The following is an 18342-nucleotide window of genomic DNA, read 5'->3' as shown; positions in this document are numbered from 1 at the left end:
TGGTCGATATAACTAGATCATTTTTAGTACAAGGAGTACGCCGAAATGAAAAAGCTCATTTACAATTTCATTTATTGACAAATATTATTTTAGAGAAACTAAATCTAAAATCAATTAACTAACCTTATATAATTATATAACTATATAAACATGGCAAAAAATAACTTTTCTAAAATTTTCAAAGATTTAGAGACCCGAGATTATAATAAAAACCCTTTTCAAGAAATACATAGAGCGAAGACTAAAAAATCAGATAACGAAAAACAATTCTTATTTTGGTTAGACAAAGAACTTTTAAAATCTTTAAAAAAAGAAGCATATGAAAGAGATTGCCCAATAAAGGAAATTATATGTGAGGGTATTGTACTATACTTTGAAAACAAAAACAAAGTATAGTGTCAGTTCAAATTATGACTCTTTCTAAAATAAATCAAAATCGCATTCGAATCCGTAAACTCAACAACTCCAAATTGAAAGAACTTACCAATTAAAATTTACTTGCCCCTACCCTCTCTATGGTTATCAATTAGGTAATTGCCTATATAATCATTTATGGTTTAATATTATACTTCAATTATAAAGTAATTAAACCCAAGTAGTTACATATACTAAATTAGTTAGAGCTTTAAAAAAGTCTAATATTGCAAGATATCATACAAACAGACAAAACAATTGATAAAAGATTTTTTCTGAATTTTGAAGTTAGGTAGTTCTTGGGTAGAAAAGTTTAGATTTTGATTCTTTTCTATTATTACTAATGTTCTAAAAAATCAGATACTTTAAGTAATTTGAAACAGATATTATAGAAAACGAAGCATTAAAAGTTTTAATGAATATTTCTCTTCCGAGAGACCAATATTAATCAATAGGCTTCTTAAGCTATTATTCCTATTGATTTCAGCGTCTTCTGTTGCTGCTCGTTCAAATAAAAAGCTTAAGCAAAATCTAGTTTGGAAAAAGCTCTTAATAGATTCTTTTTCATTATCGGGCATCAAATCAAAAATTCTATGTTTATAACTTACGATTTTATGTTCAGAAAAATCTAGTTCTGCAGCATCAATAAGAGGTCCAAAGACTTGAGTATCATCAAAATCGATTCTTGAATTTGACCAGTCTATATAATTTAATCGTCCGTAATGTTTCCAAAAGACTGGATGAAATGTTCTTGGATCTAAAGGATTAATTAAACCTACTGATGGTACTCTAGGACCTGGATCTCCTGAGTTGACCCAATAATCTAATTTGAAATTCGATATTTTAGCAGGGGCTGCCCATTTCAATGCACCACCGATGCGAGGTGCCCCAAAAGTAATTACACGTTTGACATCGATTGGATGCAGTGTATGTAGACAATAACCTACAGCTTGAGCTATCGCACCTCCTAGGCTATGTCCTGTCAACCAAACTTCTTCAATATCCGAATGTATACGAATTCTCGCCAAAATCTCTGGAATAAGTAAAGTAGCTAGACTCGCAAATCCCTTATGTATAAACGTTGTTCCACAAAAAGGAATAGTAGCTATACTTGCATCACTAAGCCAATCTATAATATTGGGTGCATCATCGAGCCCTTCCGAACCTCTAATAACAATAATCAATTTGTTTTCTGATTTCAATATTGAACATTCAATATCACCTACAGCTAATAAATTATGAAATAGAGTATCACATTCCTCTAATCCAAGCATTTCATACCGTTGTTTTCTTGTGTCGATATCGATTTCATAAACAATATCCGATAGTGATGCGAATAAGAGTCCTGAAATATGGGGTTGATCAGTCTCATCAAGGATTAAATTTGCTAAGCTCATAGTCTTATCTTGGAACTATTTGTAACGTAGTAGTTAATCCAAAATGATCTGATAAGAAAGTTATTTTATCTAAATCAGGCGCATCACTTCTTCTTTTATGCCTTATACGTCTGGGTCTAGTGTAATCTATATCAAAGGCATGAGATGAACTTGGATTGCTTATGAAAATATAATCAATTCTCCTCGAGTCTAAATAACTGTCCAATGAAGGGACGTTGAAATCATCACAAAATTGAGAATTATCATCATCTCTTTGACAAACTTGATTACCAACAATTATATCATCGTCACCCGGAAGAGTCGTATATCCAGGTGTTCTATTTCTTTCCGCCCAAATATCCTTTAAACCCAAACTTTCTAAGGAAGTTATAAGGTTTATATATTCATCTGTCCTTGACCCTATGTTAAAGTCGCCAGCTAGTATCACAACATTCTCCTCTTTATGGGTGTCGATAATAAATTGAACTATCTCTGCAACTTGAGCAGTGCGTACACTTGCGTCACTGGCGTCAAGATGTGTATTATATAATTCTATACTTGCTTCCGTAGATTCTACACCTATCCGCGACATCATTATTCCTTTAGCCGCTAGACCATCCTCCCATAAGCTGGACTCAGCGTCAAAATTATGAATTAGTTTTTCGTGATATAAAATAATACGAGGTCTATTAAGCGAAACATTAACAATATTAACTAAACCACTAGATTTTTGAGTTGACCATTTTGAGTCTTCAATCACAAAAGGCTTATTCCTAGCTGACCATACGTTAAGAACTTTATCTTTAATGTTATCTTCAAATATTTCTGTTAAGAGAGCAATGTCATAATTATCTCTTACTAATTCACCAATTTTAACTGCTCTATCATTTACGGCCGGTTTGCTAGTATTAAAAAAGGTATCTATCAAACCTGTAGCACCCTTAACATCCATTAAATAGGTATTAAGAAATAAAAAACTTTGTTCTACACTCAGACCGCTATTATGTCGATTGTGTATTACGCGAAAACTTTTTTCCTCCTCTGGATACTCAGGATGCCACCTATGGATATCAATAAGCTCTCTTAATCCAGTAGGGGTTACCACTGAGTCCATAAACTGCGCTATTTCTCTAAAACTATCTCTCATAGCCATATTTTTTGATTTATATTATTATCTAAAATTTCTGAGTTATGCTCCACTAAAACGCAATCTGTACAATCCTTGCGTCATACCTAGCATAATTGATGGCTGCCCCCAAGTATCCAACCCTATATACATAGGGCCCCAACCATTATCATATCTATCTACTTTCTCCCTCCTAAAAATTAGTCCTATTTCTATACCGTTGACCATTTCCTGTTCGTGAATAGGTATGGACACTTGAATAACTCCTTGATCATCAATTCCTTTTACATGCCACCATTCATCATCATTAATATTTTCACGTGCGTAGATATATAACAAATTGGTCTGAGTTGAATATTTAGGAACTGCACTCCAAATGGTTATATCAGGTCTAGTCCAATTTCTAGTTGCACTACCATTAATAGGATTGATATCAATTCTTGAAAGTCCTCCCGTAGGATTTGGCGAGAATGGATCTCTATAACAATATGTGTTTCCAATAAACAATTTAAATTTAAAGGCTACTATTGAATTGTCGCAGGCAGTTTCCCCATCAGGAGTATTTCCACCTTCTGCTGGGGTCTGAAAAATACGGGTTACCGAAGTCGTTCTACCTGTTAGCCTGTCAAAAACATGCGCGTTCATATTCCAAGAGTTATCGCAAATGGCTACAAAGCGTTCCCCTAAAAGTGTTGGAGTAGTTCCAGAGCCTGGAGGTGGTAATTGCCCACATTTTCGCACTGTACCTCGATCATATTCAGTCCTCCATATGAAAAATCGATTGTCAATATCTGGTCTATAATCAAATCTGTATAATGCATATGAACTTACAACGAACATACCATCCGCACATACTGCAATAGAATTATTTATCTTCTCATCAATTGCACCACCAGAAGATAATCTTATATTATATCTATTAACTACATCACCCGTTATCGTAACTACACCTATTATACCTTCCCTTGTGGTAAACCAATAATGATCTTCATACATCCAGCAAAGAGATACTGAATGTAATCCATCTGTACTACTTAAATCTGGAATAGGAATTATTGTAATCTCAGGGCTTGTAGATGTCCGAAAACGTACTATCCATATTTCATGACCTGCAATTGGAATAATAGCCCGATCCTGATTGTCTAAGGTAAAATAAGCCCCTCCACTACTATCTTCATACAATTTATGTTCGTCCCAACCCCAAATGGCATCGGCTATTTGATAAAAAGCAGAAAGCGTACCTGTTAAAACCGCGGCGACAGTTGAAATAGATGATGTATTTGCCTCTTGCCTAGGAAGAGGAACACTTTGCTCTATTTGTAGTGTATCTGGATTAATTAATAAAACACTATATTCTTTCCAACCATTTATTTTAATTTCAGTAACGGCTATCTCTGTTGAGCTAGAAGCCTTTGCACCTATGGCTACTATTTTACCATCACTCCTATATCCCAATGTAGGTAACATGCCTAATCGACCAGATCCTTCCTCATCTATATATGTCAAGTAAGTTTGATCTATTAACCGAGATCTAGCGGTAGGTCCTGCTTGTCCAGTTACATCAGTTGCGCTACCATTTTCATGCATATTGGTAGTATGTAGGCTCATAAATGGATGGGGCAAAACCCCATTTTCTAGTACATATTCGATATGAGAACGAAAACTCAGAACACCTTGAAAACCTATAGGCGGCCTAAAAAAACGATTTCTCAAACTTCCCGATACCACTATTCCCAAGTAATCAACAAGTACTAATCTAATACTCTCCATAATTAAATTATCTTAAGATCTGGTAATATCGATTGTAGGTATTCTAATTTTTGTTTTGGTCAATAATTTTCTATTGGCCGTAATCCAACTTTCTAATTGTTTTGTTGGTCGTAGCCCAGCTTTTATTTCAAGCTCTTTGATGCGTTCGGCCAAAGTTTCTTGATTTTCCATAAGGTTGCCAACAGCTTCTTGAAGATCGTTGATAATATCCAATATATCAGTTCCATTAACTGAAACGTTTCCATTTAGTTGAATCCCTTCATTCCTTCTCCCGTTGATTTCGACACCAAGATAATCATCGTGGAAATTTACAATTAACCGATCACCGTTGCCATGTACAAGTGCCCTACGATAGGTTTGCCTATTACTACTAACTTTTCTGTTTTCAGCAGATATTTTTAAATCCGGTCCCAAAATTTTTAAACTGCCTTCCACAGCTACAAAATCGCTTTCAAGTTTAATGTCTGTCATTGTTTTAATTTTAATTATTTGCGCTTTAAATCTCTTATTTCAAATAAACTATACGAGAATATTTTGATGACTTAGCCTTATTGCATTAATCCACCATTAGACATTCAATCAAATATTCTAAGTTGACTTGTTAATCTGAAAAAGTACGTTCGAAAAAATGTCGCTTTCTCAAGACCCATTAATATTATGTAGGAAAGGTTGTAAAGATTTTGACAGAAAGCAATACTGCAAAATGCGTATTTACAATTGCCCTTGCTTAATACAATTCGAGATTACTTCAGCCATTGATGAACAATCTGAATTTCGAAGTATGTTATTTCTATGCGTTCTAACGGTATTGTAGGAAATAAATAATAGTTTGGCTATTTCTTTGGACGAATAACCCTCAGCAATCAATTTGATAATTTGAATTTCTCTTTGAGAATGTGTTTTTTTAAACTGAACAGGTTTTGTCAAATCAGAAATATTAGATATATCATAATAAGACTTGATACCCCTTACGTCTATGAAGGAGATTTTTCCGTTGTTGACTTTTGTAATATGGTCAATTCTAGACTGGTTGGTAAAGACTTTAGATATTTTATAATTCTCATCACAAGATAAGGCTATAGATTGCCTTAAAAACAATGTAGGTCTTCTGAATCTATCTAACATGCTAATCTGATAAGAAACCTTATAATAGGGGATTTCAGAGCCTTTAATAAATTTAAAAAGAAAATAAGCGGCTATTTTTTCACAATTATAAACATAATCGAAACTATCTTGAAGAACAAGATTGACATAGTCCTCCAAACTAAAAGATTCAGAACTAAAACCAAAAATATCACCTACACTATCACTCACAAAATCAAAACTCTTAGTGTTTAAATCTATGACATATTGAAATGAAGGTCCTGGAGAATATATATTTGCCAGTAAACTGTTTAAGTATTCTGCACCATATACTGTATCTTTTTCAGATATACTGGACTTACTAAAACTGATTATCTTATCTAATAATTCTTTCCCGGAATCCATATAACAAGCTAGATATGTGGTATTTAATGCTAAATAAATATACAAATTCCTAACTATTCAAGAGCAAAATTGACAATGTATTACATTCTTTCACTCATCTCTCACTCTTCTTTTCTAACTTTAAAATACACTTACCAATTTATGTTAACTTTGAATAAAATATTAATTATAAGATACGGAACATAACTTGAAATAAAATATAAAAGCATTTTGCTTTTGATTTAGTACCGATATAATCGCCAGTTTTAATAAACACTACAATCAAGACAAATGCCCACGCTCTGGCGTGGGCTGTTCTTGTGTGGTGTTAGGGTGTCTGGCGATACCTTCGGTGCTAACAGGTTCAGTTCCGCGCTTTTTTATTTTACATATATGGGGTTAGAGAAAAAACTTTGCCAGAAGCATCCAAACACAGATTTTAGCGGAATTACAAATCAAAGTTTAAGCGAATTATCTAATAACAGAATTGGGTTATTAGCTAATTTTATGCAAATTAGCAGAAGAAAGGTTTTGGATAATATGATTCATAGCTTTTTTAAAAAACATGAAGAAGAAATAAAACATCGAATCGGAAAAAGAGTTCATGAAATAGAAAAACTTCTGTAACCGATGCTATAAAATTTCTTTAAAACCAAGTATCACCAACTAAATACCTCAAAGTTCTATATAATTATATAACTATAGAATTATATAAAATACTCATTTTCAAAACATAACAATAAAATCCCCACTCATTGTTATATACTCTTACGGTTTACCGTAAGATCACATTAAAAATTCTACTTAATTTTCTACAGACAAAACAGGTAAGACTTGAATTTTCCTACGCTAATTAAGGATGGTTTTCTTATTTTGGTATTTAATTTACTCCCCCTAAAAATTTAGCGCATACCCAATATGGCAAAAGCAGATATTGATTTTGAAAAAGAGTTATGGGACGCCGCCAACGAACTTCGTGGTGCAGTCTCTGAAAACAACTACAAAAACTACATTTTACCACTTGTCTTTTTAAAACATTTAAGTGAACGTTTTGAAGTAGTTCAAGAAGAACTTTCCAATGAACTTAATGAGCCATCATCATCTTATTTTACGACAGATGAAGATGAGAAGAAATACGTGTTATCTGATCCAGATGAATTTCGTTCGCGAAATACATTTATGATTCCAGAAACAGCCTCATGGCAGTATTTCAAGGATAATGCGGAACAAGACAATATTAAAGTTATTATTGATGATGCTTTTGATGTCATTCAAGAATTATTATCAGCTTATAACCCGCAACTAAATAACTTGTTACCTAGAATATTTGTTAAAAGCGAATTATCGGCAAAACAAACTGGAGGTATAATTAACCTATTATCTCACCCTAAGTTCTCTGAAAAGGAAAACCCAGAAAGTGATATTTTAGGTCGTATCTATGAATACTACATTGGTCGTTTTGCTATGGCAGAGGGTTCTGGTGCCGGTCAATTCTTTACACCTGGTAGTATTGTTCGTTTATTGGTTGAGATTTTAGAGCCTTACAAAGGTAGAATCTTTGACCCTGCTTGTGGTAGTGGCGGTATGTTTGTACAAAGTTTAAAGTTCATAAAAGAACACGGCGGTAATAAAAGCGACATTTCTATTTACGGACAAGAAATGACGTCACAAACACTGCGTTTGTGTCTAATGAATCTTTTATTACGAGACCTATCTTTTAACATCAAATTAGGTAACTCATTGTTAGATGATAAGTTCCCTAGTCTTAAGGCAGATTATGTTATTGCCAACCCACCCTTTAATGTTAGTAATTGGCACCCTGAAGATCTTTCTGAAAAAGACCCAAGACTTTTTGGACCAAGAGAAGAGTTTACCACAGACGGTAGTGCCAATTACATGTGGATGCAAACTTTTTGGCACCATCTTAGCGACACGGGTACTGCGGGTATCGTCATGGCCAATGGAGCCATGACCTCTAATACCAAGGGAGAAAAGAATGTGCGCCAGTATATGGTTGATGAAGGCATGATTGATTGTATTGTTCGTATGCCGGATAAGCTGTTTTTAACCACCGGTATACCTGCCTGTTTGTTTATTCTAAGCAAAAACCGGGATGGTAAAGATGGAGAACACCGCGAGCGGATGAAAGAAGTTTTATTCATTGATGCTGCTAAAATGGGCACGATGGCAAGCCGTAAACTTCGGGTTTTTGAGGATGCCGATATTGATAAAATTGCGGACACCTACCATGACTGGAGAACTGTTGGCAAAACCTATGAAGACGTTAACGGTTTTTGCAAGGCAGCAACTTTAGAAGAGATTCAAAAACAAGATTACAAACTTACACCAGGTATTTATGTTGGTACCGAAGTGGAAGAAGATGATGGTATTCCCTTTGAAGAGAAAATGGAGACGCTGAAAGCTACTTTGTTAAAACAGTTTGAAAAAGGAGAGAATTTGAAAAAGCAAATTTTAAAGAATTTTGAAAGGTTTTAAACCATATTGTTCATTAATAACAACTGTTCATGTACACTGAACACCATAAATAATTGAACAAAAATTGAAAAGCTTATTTAAAAGGTTAATATGATTTTAGAAAGAGTAGTTATAGAAGACTTTAAATCAATAAAAAAATTAAATCTAACATTACATGATTTAACATGTATTGTAGGAAAAAATGAATCTGGTAAATCTGCTATTTTAGAAGCAATTAGTTTTTTAAATCACTCTAAATATAAACTGAAAATTGAACATACAAATAAGAGTTCAAAAAGGTATGACAAAGATCAATACCCGCTAATAATAGGTTATTTTTTATTGAATGAGGAAGACAACAAGGAAATTTTTGAAATTTTCCCAATACAATTTGATGAGAAACAAAAAGCAATACCAAAAACTCCAATAAATTATAAATGGTTAAGACTATCTATAAAAGGAAGTAAAATAGAAGATACATCATTGGAATTAGTAGCGGGAAATAATAAGTCATATGACTTTGCCGCAAATTATGCTGTTCAACAGATAGTCGATATAAAAGAAAAATTACAGAAATTAATTCCGTTTATAGAATTATTTACAACTGACAATCTAACCTTATCTCCAATTACTTTTGAAGAATTAAACACAAAAACCACTTCAAATGTATCTTTTCGAAGAATGTTTGCTATAGGTGGAGTGGAAAAAATAAGTTCACTAAATATTTCGCAAATAGAAAAACTAGATGATAAGCTTTTCACCATTGGTGAAAAACTAACCGCACTTTTACAAAGAAATTATAAACAAGATATTTCTCTTAGGGTAGAAGTTAAGTACGTAGGTAATAAATTTTTAGTAAAATTCCTTGATTCTTCTAAACGCTCATATAAATTATCTGAACGAAGTTTTGGCTTTCAATATTTCTTTGCTTTTTTAATAAATAAAACCTACTTAAATACAGTCAGTACACAAAACAACCTATTTCTTTTAGATGAACCTGGAACTTCATTACATCCAGAAGGCGCAAGAGATTTGATCCAAATTTTCGAACAAATAGTAAAAGATGAACAAATAGTATATACAACCCACAATCCATTTTTAGCGTACAGAAAAAAGCCTGATAATCTTATTCTTGCTATTAAAGATGAGAAAAAAGGTACTGAGATATTGACCAAAACCTATACAAACAAATATCAAGTTCTTAGAAAAGAATTAGGACTAATGCTTAATGATTCTTTTTTAGTTAATGATATTAATTTGGTGGTTGAAGGAAATGCCGATAAATATATCCTTCATTATATCATACATGAAGATGAAGGGTTAAATGATTTAACTTGGGTTCATATTTATAGTGCTGATAGCGCTACCGAAATCATTCCATCAGTTAGATATTTAAATAGTTTAGATTTAAAAGGGGTAGTGTTATTAGATTCTGATAAAGCTGCACTTAAAGAAATATCTAAGCCAAAATTTAAAACTCATATTACTACTAAAAATAATTGGGACCATTTAACACTTGATGAAATAAAAAAAGATGGGGCTGAACGAACAATTGAAGATATGCTACTACCCCAAAAGTATGTTGAAGCATACAATTCTTATTATGAGGAACAAGTTGATACAATTGATTGGTTGAAGCCATTTCAGCCAATTGTAGTTACCAAATATTCAATACCAATTTTAGATATTATAAATCCACACTTTAGAGAGTTTTCACCAAATGGCATTAACAAAATAGCTATCCTACGGAAATTCACACAGATGTTCCCTTATGACTCAAACGTTGGTTTTTATAAAGATTTAAAGAACATACTTATGCAAATCAATCAAAGAGTATTAAAATTAAAATAATGCCCAAAAATTGGAAAACATATAAGCTAGGAGATATTTGTGACTTACGAAAGGACTCTATTAATCCTAAAAATTTTAATAATGAAGATTATATAGGATTAGAACATATTGGTCAAGGAACGTTCTTACTAGAAGGATTAGGTAATGCAAAAGACGTTGTTAGTAATAAGTACAAATTTAGCTCCGGTGATATTCTTTATGGAAAAATACGACCGTATTTTAAAAAAGCATATCGACCCAATTTTGCGGGTATTTGCTCTACAGATATTCTGATATTTAAAACTATAAATGAAGATATTGTTAGACAAGACTTTCTCTATCAGCTAATCAAAACCCAAGGCTTTACTGATAGAGCAACAGAAACGAGTTCTGGAACTAAGATGCCTAGAGCTGATTGGAATAGTTTACAACAAATAATTTATAAATTCCCACCCCTCCCCGAACAAAAAGCCATCGCCAGTATTCTCTCTGCGCTAGACGACAAAATAGAAAACAACCTTGCCATGAACAAAACGCTGGAAGACATGGCTATGGCACTTTTCAATCATTGGTTTGTAGATTTTATTCCGTTTGAAGATGGTAAGTTTATTGACTCTGAATTGGGTAAAATTCCTGAAGGTTGGGAGGTAAAGAGTTTGAAAGATACAATATCATTTATAGTTGACAATAGAGGTAAAACAGCCCCTGTATCAGATTCTGGCATACCTCTTATTGCTACAAATTGCGTTAAGAATAAGTGGATTTTCCCTTCCTACGACACTATTCGATATATCAATCAAAAAACATATGCGAACTGGTTTCGTGCTCATCCTATTCCAGGTGATATTATATTTATAAATAAGGGTCTACCAGGTTCCGTGAACCTAGTTCCTGACCCAATAGATTTCTGTATCGCTCAAGACATGGTCGCTTTGAGGGTGAATGAAAACATCATTACTAATTACTATCTATTCTGCTATCTGCGCTCAACCAGAGTTCAAAATGAAATTCGAAACAAATCTGTGGGCACCACAATTCCTCATCTTAAGAAAACAGATTTGCTCAAATTTCAAGTTCAAGTTCCAATTCTTTTGGAAACGTTAAAATTCAATGAAATTGTTAAGCCTATCTATAGTCAAATTAACTATAATATGAAAGAAGTCAAAACCCTCTCCCACCTACGAGACACTTTACTCCCCAAACTCATTTCTGGAGAAGTCCGCCTAAAAGAATTTGAGGAAGAAATAACTGCTGCATTATGAGCTTAAACGAACATACCGCTCAAAATGCTGCGGTAGCGTGGTTACAAGATTTAGGCTATACACATATAGCCGGTAATGCCCTAGAACGTGACCTTAAAAAAGTAGTGCTAGAAAATGAATTAAAAAAATTTCTAAAAACCACCTACCCCAGCGTTCCAGAAACGGCACGTAATGAAGCTTTTGGTCAATTTACCCAACACGAGGGTATGGAGGTCGCTTACCGTAATCAAGATTTTCACAGAAAACTAACCCAAGGTATAGATATCGCTTGGAAAGATGCACAAGGCAATGAAAAGGCAAAACACTTATACCCTATAGATTATGCACATTCAGAAAACAATAGTTTTGTAGTTTCAGACGAAGTCAGTATTGTAGGTAAAAACAGCCGGCGTACAGACCTTATTATTTTTATTAATGGCTTGCCGCTTATTGTCTTTGAATTTAAAAATCCGTTTGACTCCACCGTAGGGGTTGAAAATGCGCATAGGCAACTACACAACTATGTGTTGGATATTCCTCAGTTATTCGATTATAATGCCATTTGTATAGCATCAGACGGTCTGGAGGCTTTACACGGTATGTATTCATCCGCCTTAGAATGGTTCGCCCCTTGGAAAAGTTTAGATGGAGATGACACCGAGCAAAAAGCAGAATTGCAATTAGAAACGTTATTGCATGGGCTATTCCCAAAAAAGACGCTATTAGATTATTTGCAACATTTCATCTTTCATGAAGACCACAATGGCAAGATTATAAAGAAAGGCGCAAAATACCATCAATATTGGGGTATTAGCCGTGCCGTAGAAAGTAGCCTAAAGAATATAAAACCAAATGGAGATGGGCGTTTAGGTGTCATTTGGCATACTCAGGGTTCCGGTAAGAGCATCAGTATGGCAATATTAACCGGTATTCTACGCCAGCGACCAGAATTGAAGAATCCAACAATTGTTATTCAAGTAGACCGCTCAGATTTAGACCAGCAATTGCATGACAATTTTGTGCTTGCTAAAGATTTGGTAGGTGATGTTCAGCATGCCGAAAGTACCGACGACCTAAGAAGATTATTAAGCTCTGATGGTGGTGGTGTTATTTTCACGACTATTGAGAAGTTTCGCCTAAAAACGGATACTGAGCGGAGCCGAAGTGATCGTGATGAAATTCAATTAAAAGAACGGGTACACCCAATTCTAAGTGAACGCTATAATTTAATTGTTATGGCAGATGAAGCGCACCGTACCCAATACGGTTTTGAAAGTGGTGGCTTTGCCCAAAACATTCGCCGAGCATTACCTAATGCTTCCTTTATTGGTTTTACCGGTACACCCGTAGATGGCAAAGATGCCGATACAGAACAAGTTTTTGGTCCCACAATTCACACATACGATATTAAACAAGCCGTTGAAGATGGTGCCACGGTACCCATCTACTACGAGCCAAAAATGGTACCGCTTAATATAAAAGCAAAATACACCCAAGAACTAGAAGAAGTTGAAGAACAAGCAGAAGACACTACCGTAGGAGTTTGGGCAGCTGTTGAAGATGCTGCAGGTTCAGAAGACCGGGTAAAGACTGTAGCTAAAGATATTTTAAAACACTTTACAGCACGTACTAAAACTTTAGATGGCAAAGCTATGGTAGTTTGTATGAGCCGCCGTAATTGCGTTAAAATGTACGATGCTTTGACGGCTTTAGAAGATTGTCCAGAAATTGCAGTAATCATGACCAGTAGCCCAGGGAAAGACCCAGTGAGTTGGAATGCACATATGCGGACCAAAGATGCTATGGAAGCGGTAAAGTCAAGATTCAAGAATCCTGAAGACCCTTTGAAAATGGTAATTGTGAGAGATATGTGGTTAACCGGTTTTGATGCGCCGTGTGCCCATACCATGTATGTAGACAAGATTATGAAAGGTCATAATTTGATGCAAGCCATTGCACGTGTCAATCGTGTTTTTGAGGGAAAACCGAATGGATTGGTAGTTGATTTTATTGGCATATCAGGCTTTTTGGCAGAAGCCACAAAAAAATATACCGGTAGCGGTGGTGCAGGAAAACCCACCTTAGATTTAGATGCTGCAGTAGAATTATGTTTAGAACAGCTAAGTATCGTTAAATCCCTATTAGGCGGTTTTGAATTGGATGACATTAATGAGATGCCGGCAACAGAGAAAATGAAGTGGACAACCAGTGTCCTAAATGAATTGCTAAAAGATGATGCTACAACCGAAGGTTATCTAAAAGAAGAACGTAAGTTGAGCGAATTGATGGCTATGACCAATTCAGATGAACGGATTTGGGAGATTCAAGAAGATGTAGCTATTATTCAAAAGTTCAGGGAACAGATACGAAAGATAAAATCTCCTCCAGGTGCTCAGCGCACCAAAAATGACCGAATAAAAGACCTTATTAGCAAGTCATTGGAATCACAAGCTATTGTAGATTTAGCTGCCATGTACAATTTAGATAAGATTGATATTTCTATTGTAGATGATTCTTTCCAAGCCATTGTAAAAGACAAGGGAGGAGAAAATATTAAAATAGAATTGTTACGCCGTATTATCAATGACGAATTGAAAGTACGTATGAGCAAAAACATTAAAAAAGGTAGAAAGCTTAAAGATGAACTTGAAAAGGTATTAGGCAAATACCATAAGAACAGTTTAGATTCCATTGCAGCAATAAAGCACTTGCTAGACATTGCGAATGAGATGAAGGAAGATGATAAGCGAACCAAAGAACTGGGGCTTACCGAAGATGAACTCGCGTTTTACGATTTACTATCTGCAAATAGAGCCATCTTAAATGAAGCTGGTCCAGTACAAGATTTGGTCCATACCGTAGTAGCTTCCGTCAAGAAAAACCTTCAGCTAGATTGGACAAAAAAAGAAAATGCAAGAGCAGCCATACGTTTAGCCGTTAAAAAAGAACTACGAGGAAAAGTACCTTTCTCAGAATTAGATAAGCTTTTAAAAGAAGTCATAGAACAAGCAGAAGGACAATATGGTGAATGGCCGTTGTTAGGATAGAAAAATCATTGATTAGGACACCATGTCGGAATTTGAATAGTATAATTAAAGGATAATCTAAATAAGAATAGTTATGTCTGAAATGAAACCTAATTACACAGAACAAGAAAAAGAATTTTTAAAAACCGCATGCACACCTGGAGAAAGAAAATGTATTGGAGGAACTTGGCACCAATGTAGAGCAGGTGGAACAGGATGGTATAATACAACAGAAAGTTGTAAATAACCTAAATAAAAGGATGAGTTAGGACATACTGTCGGCTAACTAAAATGAACTTAAAAGTTCAAACAAAGGATGAATTGACATGCTATGTCGTAATTCGTAAAGTTTAATTAAAGGATGGATAGCAAATATATAGAAGAAACTTTTGGAAACTATTTGAAAACACCAAATACTAATCACGCTCTACTAATCAACGGGTCATGGGGTAGTGGCAAAACCTATTTTTGGAAAAACAACCTAGCAGCAAAGTGTACTGAAAATGGTTTTAAGAGTGTCTATTTATCCTTGAATGGAGTAAATAAAATTGAGGATTTAAAATATCAATTTTTAATAAAAATAGTTCCTTACTTAAACATATTAGACTCAAAAAAAGGTAGCATTGGAAAGTCTTTAATAGCAACTCTTTCAAGTGCATTTGGGAATGTAAATATAAATGACATTTTAAAGGAAATCGAAATTGATTCCGAAAGATTAAGCACCTATGTAGTCTGTTTTGATGATTTAGAACGATGCTTAATCTCAAAAGCAGAAATCTTAGGTTTCATTAATAATTATGTTGAACATAAAAATTTAAAAGTAATGATTCTGTCTGACGAATCTAAAATCGATGAAGATGATAATTACAACAACATAAAAGAAAAAGTCATTGGTAGAGTTCTGACTTATAAAAATAATCTTTCCAAAACACTTCCATTTCTCTTTAAAAAGTACGAAACCTCTAATAGTGGTTTCTATAATTTCTTGAATGGACAGAAAAGCTTCATCCTAGAACTTTTGGAAAACTATCAAGAAGATAATTTGAGGAAGGTTTCGTTTTACCTTGAATTATTGAATGGTTTGTATCCTATTATTAAAGATTTTGATGATTACATTAAAGAAGTAGTAATGTTCACCCTGATATTTACGATTGAGTTTAAGACCGGTAATCTGACTTCAAATGACTATAAAGATTATAAAGGATTAGACGCTTTAAATTGGACTTATGTTGTATTCAACTTTGAAAGACCAGCAGATAATAATCTACATTTATTCAATGCAACTGAACAGGAGCCCAAAGAGATAGACGAGATAGAGGAATTTTATCTTAGATATTTAGTTGAAAAAATTAACGATTACTTTTTCTATACTTCAATATATGCTTACATACTAACTGGTTACTTAGACAAAGAGAAACTCCATGAGGAATTAAAATCTAGATACCCTGAAGTAATACCCGAAGAAACTATTGCTTTTAGAAAACTAATTAATTATTCTTTCAGGCATTTATCAAGTGATGAATTTAAAAGTTTATTTACCAATGTATACCAATATACTCAAGAAGGAAAATATTCAATCTATGATTACCTACAGATTTCTGCATTTCTTAAATACTTTTCCGAAAATAAATTAATTCCTCAATCTAAGGAAGAAATTCAATTAGCTGTGATAAAAGGAATAGAAATATCCAAACAGCGAAAAGAAACTAATAAGAAATTATACGATTCGATTTTCAGGTTTAAAAAAGAGGATGACAATCCTGTGATTTATAACTTAGTTAAAGATACCCATGATGAAATTGAAGCCGAAAAAATACATGAAAAAGTGAATTTTTTATTATTGGCTTTAAAAGAAAACAATGAAGAGGAAATTGATGAAATATTTAAAGGCGATAAATTAAGAAAAGACCTCTTTCAAAATTTACAACCTAGTGAATTACTGAAAACGCTTACCCTGACTACAAATGAAGTTCTTAATAAGTTTACTATAAACCTAGAAGACAAATACAACTTCACAAATGTAAAAGAATTTCTAAGTGAAGACGCTTTATTTCTTATCCCGTTTAATGATTTATTAATTGAAAAACTAGATGATAAAGATGAGTATACTATTAATGAGTTTCTATTAAAAGAGTTATCAGCCAAGACGAAAGAGATTTGTGAAAAGTTAACGTAGATAAGGCAACATTAACATGGAAAATCAAGAATCAAGTTCAGCCCCTATAAATATTCCTTTTGGAATTGAAAATAGAGTATTAATGTCTGAGCCAAACGAGCCCGTTTTAATTCATAAGGGGAATTTTATACTTCAAAATAATGGTGATAAAGTTGATGTCTTAGGTGAAATTTATTTTAATTGGATTCCCTCGATGTCAATAAAATTTAAAGGCACATGTAGTATCTCCTTTTTTGATAACATAAGTATTGTGAAACAAAATTACTCTCCAAGTATTTTCATTGGTGATCGGTTGATAGGAGAGGTTATAATAACTAATGAAGAAAAATCTAGTAATAAAACGGAAACTGAAATAACAGGTGTTTTCAAAGATGCAGTAACTATAGGTGAAATAAATCCAGAAATAGACGAAATTGGATTCGCAATACCTAACCTTAAACCTTTTTGGGGTAATGCATTTCAATTAAATACGGAAAAAGGCATCACTAGAATATCTGGTCGAATATCATTTTCATGCAAAGAATTTAATATCATCATAGACCAACGAAAAGACTATAAAACTCTTCGAAAAAAATTATTTTCTTCAGGAGGTTACATACTTCTTTATAATGGAAAAATTGAATTTAAAAAGCCCGTTTCGTATGAACGTACTGAAGAAATTTGTCTTGCCTTAAACACGTTTCTTTCATTTATAAATGGTAGGCGTGTTGGAAGCTTGTTTCTAGAGGGTAAATTGAATAATGAAATAGTATTCAATAAATATACAAGACATGTAAATGAATCATACCAAAGCTCCCATTCATGGGCACTTGATGACTTAAAAAGCGAACAAATCGAAAAAATATGGTGGAAATTTTGGTATTTATGGACTCAGAAAAAAGCAAAGGAATTTTTGATTTTTTCTATTAAATGGTATTGTGAAGGAAATTCGCCTGAACTTTCTTCAGATACAAGACTAATAATGGCACAATCGACATTAGAGTTAATTTTTAACTGGTGGCTAGTGGAACTTAACGGATTGATTAAAGGTAGTGACTCTCGTAATTTAAGTGCTTCGAACAAAATAAGATTAATATTATCATCATGTATGGTAACTAAGGACATACCAAGTGAACTCAAGGAATTAACAGATATAATGAAAGGACAGGCCATAAATGACGGTCCTGAATCTATTGTTTATGTTAGAAATGCTTTAGTTCATGCTCATGAAAAGAATAGGGATAAAATTCGTAAAATTGGTCCATATGCAAGATTCCAAGCCTTAAGACTAGCAATAATGTATATCGACTTAGCTTTATTAAAAATTTTAGATTATGATGGTCGATATAAGAATAAGTGCTTAGGAGTCCAATGGGTCCCTTGGTATAGTAGAAATAGTTAACTACTATAAGACTTAGTCAATTCCGACATAGAAGAATAAAATGGAATAAAGTTAACAAAA

Annotated in this window: 14 protein-coding genes; 9 read left to right on the top strand and 5 right to left on the bottom strand. The window is 33.6% G+C overall.

Going from position 1 to position 18342, the window contains the following annotated elements; translation table 11 throughout:
* Positions 1–150: 150 nt before the first annotated feature.
* The gene (locus CSC80_RS10685; RefSeq protein ID WP_099191738.1) at positions 151–396 is read left to right on the top strand and encodes a hypothetical protein; all 246 of its coding nucleotides are present in this window, start codon (positions 151–153) and stop codon (positions 394–396) included.
* A gap of 404 nt (positions 397–800) precedes the next feature.
* On the opposite strand, the gene CSC80_RS10680 is transcribed toward CSC80_RS10685, so the two are convergent.
* The 5 genes from CSC80_RS10680 to CSC80_RS10660 form a co-directional block, all read right to left on the bottom strand.
* Positions 801–1811, bottom strand: coding sequence for a lipase family protein (locus tag CSC80_RS10680; RefSeq protein ID WP_099191736.1), 1011 nt, complete (start codon positions 1809–1811; stop codon positions 801–803).
* 4 nt (positions 1812–1815) lie between these two features.
* A complete protein-coding gene (locus tag CSC80_RS10675) occupies positions 1816–2937 on the bottom strand; it encodes a hypothetical protein (RefSeq protein ID WP_143751738.1) in 1122 nt (373 codons plus the stop codon).
* 42 nt (positions 2938–2979) lie between these two features.
* A complete protein-coding gene (locus CSC80_RS10670) occupies positions 2980–4686 on the bottom strand; it encodes a hypothetical protein (protein WP_099191732.1) in 1707 nt (568 codons plus the stop codon).
* Positions 4687–4698: 12 nt separating this feature from the next.
* Positions 4699–5157, bottom strand: coding sequence for a hypothetical protein (locus CSC80_RS10665; RefSeq protein WP_099191730.1), 459 nt, complete (start codon positions 5155–5157; stop codon positions 4699–4701).
* Positions 5158–5397: 240 nt separating this feature from the next.
* Positions 5398–6174 carry a helix-turn-helix transcriptional regulator gene (locus CSC80_RS10660; protein ID WP_099191728.1) on the bottom strand — a complete coding sequence of 259 codons (777 nt, stop codon included), beginning with the start codon at positions 6172–6174 and terminating at the stop codon, positions 5398–5400.
* A 372-nt stretch (positions 6175–6546) separates the two neighbouring features.
* Here CSC80_RS10660 and CSC80_RS10655 point away from each other — a divergent pair, with 372 nt between their 5' ends.
* The 8 genes from CSC80_RS10655 to CSC80_RS10625 all read left to right on the top strand — a co-directional run bounded on the left by CSC80_RS10655 (position 6547) and on the right by CSC80_RS10625 (position 18282).
* Positions 6547–6780: a hypothetical protein gene (locus CSC80_RS10655; protein ID WP_099191726.1), complete on the top strand. Its 234-nt coding sequence runs from the start codon at positions 6547–6549 to the stop codon at positions 6778–6780.
* Positions 6781–7071: 291 nt separating this feature from the next.
* Positions 7072–8649 carry a class I SAM-dependent DNA methyltransferase gene (locus CSC80_RS10650; protein ID WP_099191724.1) on the top strand — a complete coding sequence of 526 codons (1578 nt, stop codon included), beginning with the start codon at positions 7072–7074 and terminating at the stop codon, positions 8647–8649.
* A 90-nt stretch (positions 8650–8739) separates the two neighbouring features.
* Positions 8740–10479, top strand: coding sequence for an AAA family ATPase (locus CSC80_RS10645; RefSeq protein ID WP_099191722.1), 1740 nt, complete (start codon positions 8740–8742; stop codon positions 10477–10479).
* Positions 10479–11720, top strand: a complete 1242-nt coding sequence (locus CSC80_RS10640) for a restriction endonuclease subunit S (RefSeq protein ID WP_099191720.1) — start codon at positions 10479–10481, stop codon at positions 11718–11720. The genes CSC80_RS10645 and CSC80_RS10640 overlap by 1 nt, the downstream gene beginning before the upstream one ends.
* The gene (locus CSC80_RS10635; protein ID WP_236973374.1) at positions 11717–14746 is read left to right on the top strand and encodes a type I restriction endonuclease subunit R; all 3030 of its coding nucleotides are present in this window, start codon (positions 11717–11719) and stop codon (positions 14744–14746) included. The genes CSC80_RS10640 and CSC80_RS10635 overlap by 4 nt, the downstream gene beginning before the upstream one ends.
* Before the next feature lie 73 nt (positions 14747–14819).
* Positions 14820–14972: a hypothetical protein gene (locus tag CSC80_RS19470; protein WP_180268607.1), complete on the top strand. Its 153-nt coding sequence runs from the start codon at positions 14820–14822 to the stop codon at positions 14970–14972.
* A 114-nt stretch (positions 14973–15086) separates the two neighbouring features.
* Entirely contained in the window at positions 15087–16901 is a 1815-nt protein-coding gene (locus tag CSC80_RS10630) for a P-loop NTPase fold protein (RefSeq protein WP_099191716.1), read from the top strand.
* A gap of 16 nt (positions 16902–16917) precedes the next feature.
* Positions 16918–18282 (top strand): hypothetical protein, encoded by a 1365-nt coding sequence (locus tag CSC80_RS10625; protein ID WP_099191714.1) that lies wholly within the window; start codon positions 16918–16920, stop codon positions 18280–18282.
* Positions 18283–18342: the final 60 nt, after the last annotated feature.

Origin of the sequence: Maribacter sp. 6B07 (assembly GCF_002700155.1) — a bacterium.
GTDB lineage: Bacteria > Bacteroidota > Bacteroidia > Flavobacteriales > Flavobacteriaceae > Maribacter > Maribacter dokdonensis.
The sequence above is the reverse complement of the archived record's forward strand: the minus strand, read 5'-3'. Positions and strand labels throughout refer to the sequence as shown.

Bases quoted from the DNA above. Each gene is read 5' to 3' on its own strand.
- CSC80_RS10685 (WP_099191738.1), top strand. From the start codon at position 151: ATGGCAAAAAATAACTTTTCTAAAATTTTCAAAGATTTAGAGACCCGA.
- CSC80_RS10680 (WP_099191736.1), bottom strand. From the start codon at position 1,811: ATGAGCTTAGCAAATTTAATCCTTGATGAGACTGATCAACCCCATATT.
- CSC80_RS10675 (WP_143751738.1), bottom strand. From the start codon at position 2,937: ATGAGAGATAGTTTTAGAGAAATAGCGCAGTTTATGGACTCAGTGGTA.
- CSC80_RS10670 (WP_099191732.1), bottom strand. From the start codon at position 4,686: ATGGAGAGTATTAGATTAGTACTTGTTGATTACTTGGGAATAGTGGTA.
- CSC80_RS10665 (WP_099191730.1), bottom strand. From the start codon at position 5,157: ATGACAGACATTAAACTTGAAAGCGATTTTGTAGCTGTGGAAGGCAGT.
- CSC80_RS10660 (WP_099191728.1), bottom strand. From the start codon at position 6,174: ATGGATTCCGGGAAAGAATTATTAGATAAGATAATCAGTTTTAGTAAG.
- CSC80_RS10655 (WP_099191726.1), top strand. From the start codon at position 6,547: ATGGGGTTAGAGAAAAAACTTTGCCAGAAGCATCCAAACACAGATTTT.
- CSC80_RS10650 (WP_099191724.1), top strand. From the start codon at position 7,072: ATGGCAAAAGCAGATATTGATTTTGAAAAAGAGTTATGGGACGCCGCC.
- CSC80_RS10645 (WP_099191722.1), top strand. From the start codon at position 8,740: ATGATTTTAGAAAGAGTAGTTATAGAAGACTTTAAATCAATAAAAAAA.
- CSC80_RS10640 (WP_099191720.1), top strand. From the start codon at position 10,479: ATGCCCAAAAATTGGAAAACATATAAGCTAGGAGATATTTGTGACTTA.
- CSC80_RS10635 (WP_236973374.1), top strand. From the start codon at position 11,717: ATGAGCTTAAACGAACATACCGCTCAAAATGCTGCGGTAGCGTGGTTA.
- CSC80_RS19470 (WP_180268607.1), top strand. From the start codon at position 14,820: ATGTCTGAAATGAAACCTAATTACACAGAACAAGAAAAAGAATTTTTA.
- CSC80_RS10630 (WP_099191716.1), top strand. From the start codon at position 15,087: ATGGATAGCAAATATATAGAAGAAACTTTTGGAAACTATTTGAAAACA.
- CSC80_RS10625 (WP_099191714.1), top strand. From the start codon at position 16,918: ATGGAAAATCAAGAATCAAGTTCAGCCCCTATAAATATTCCTTTTGGA.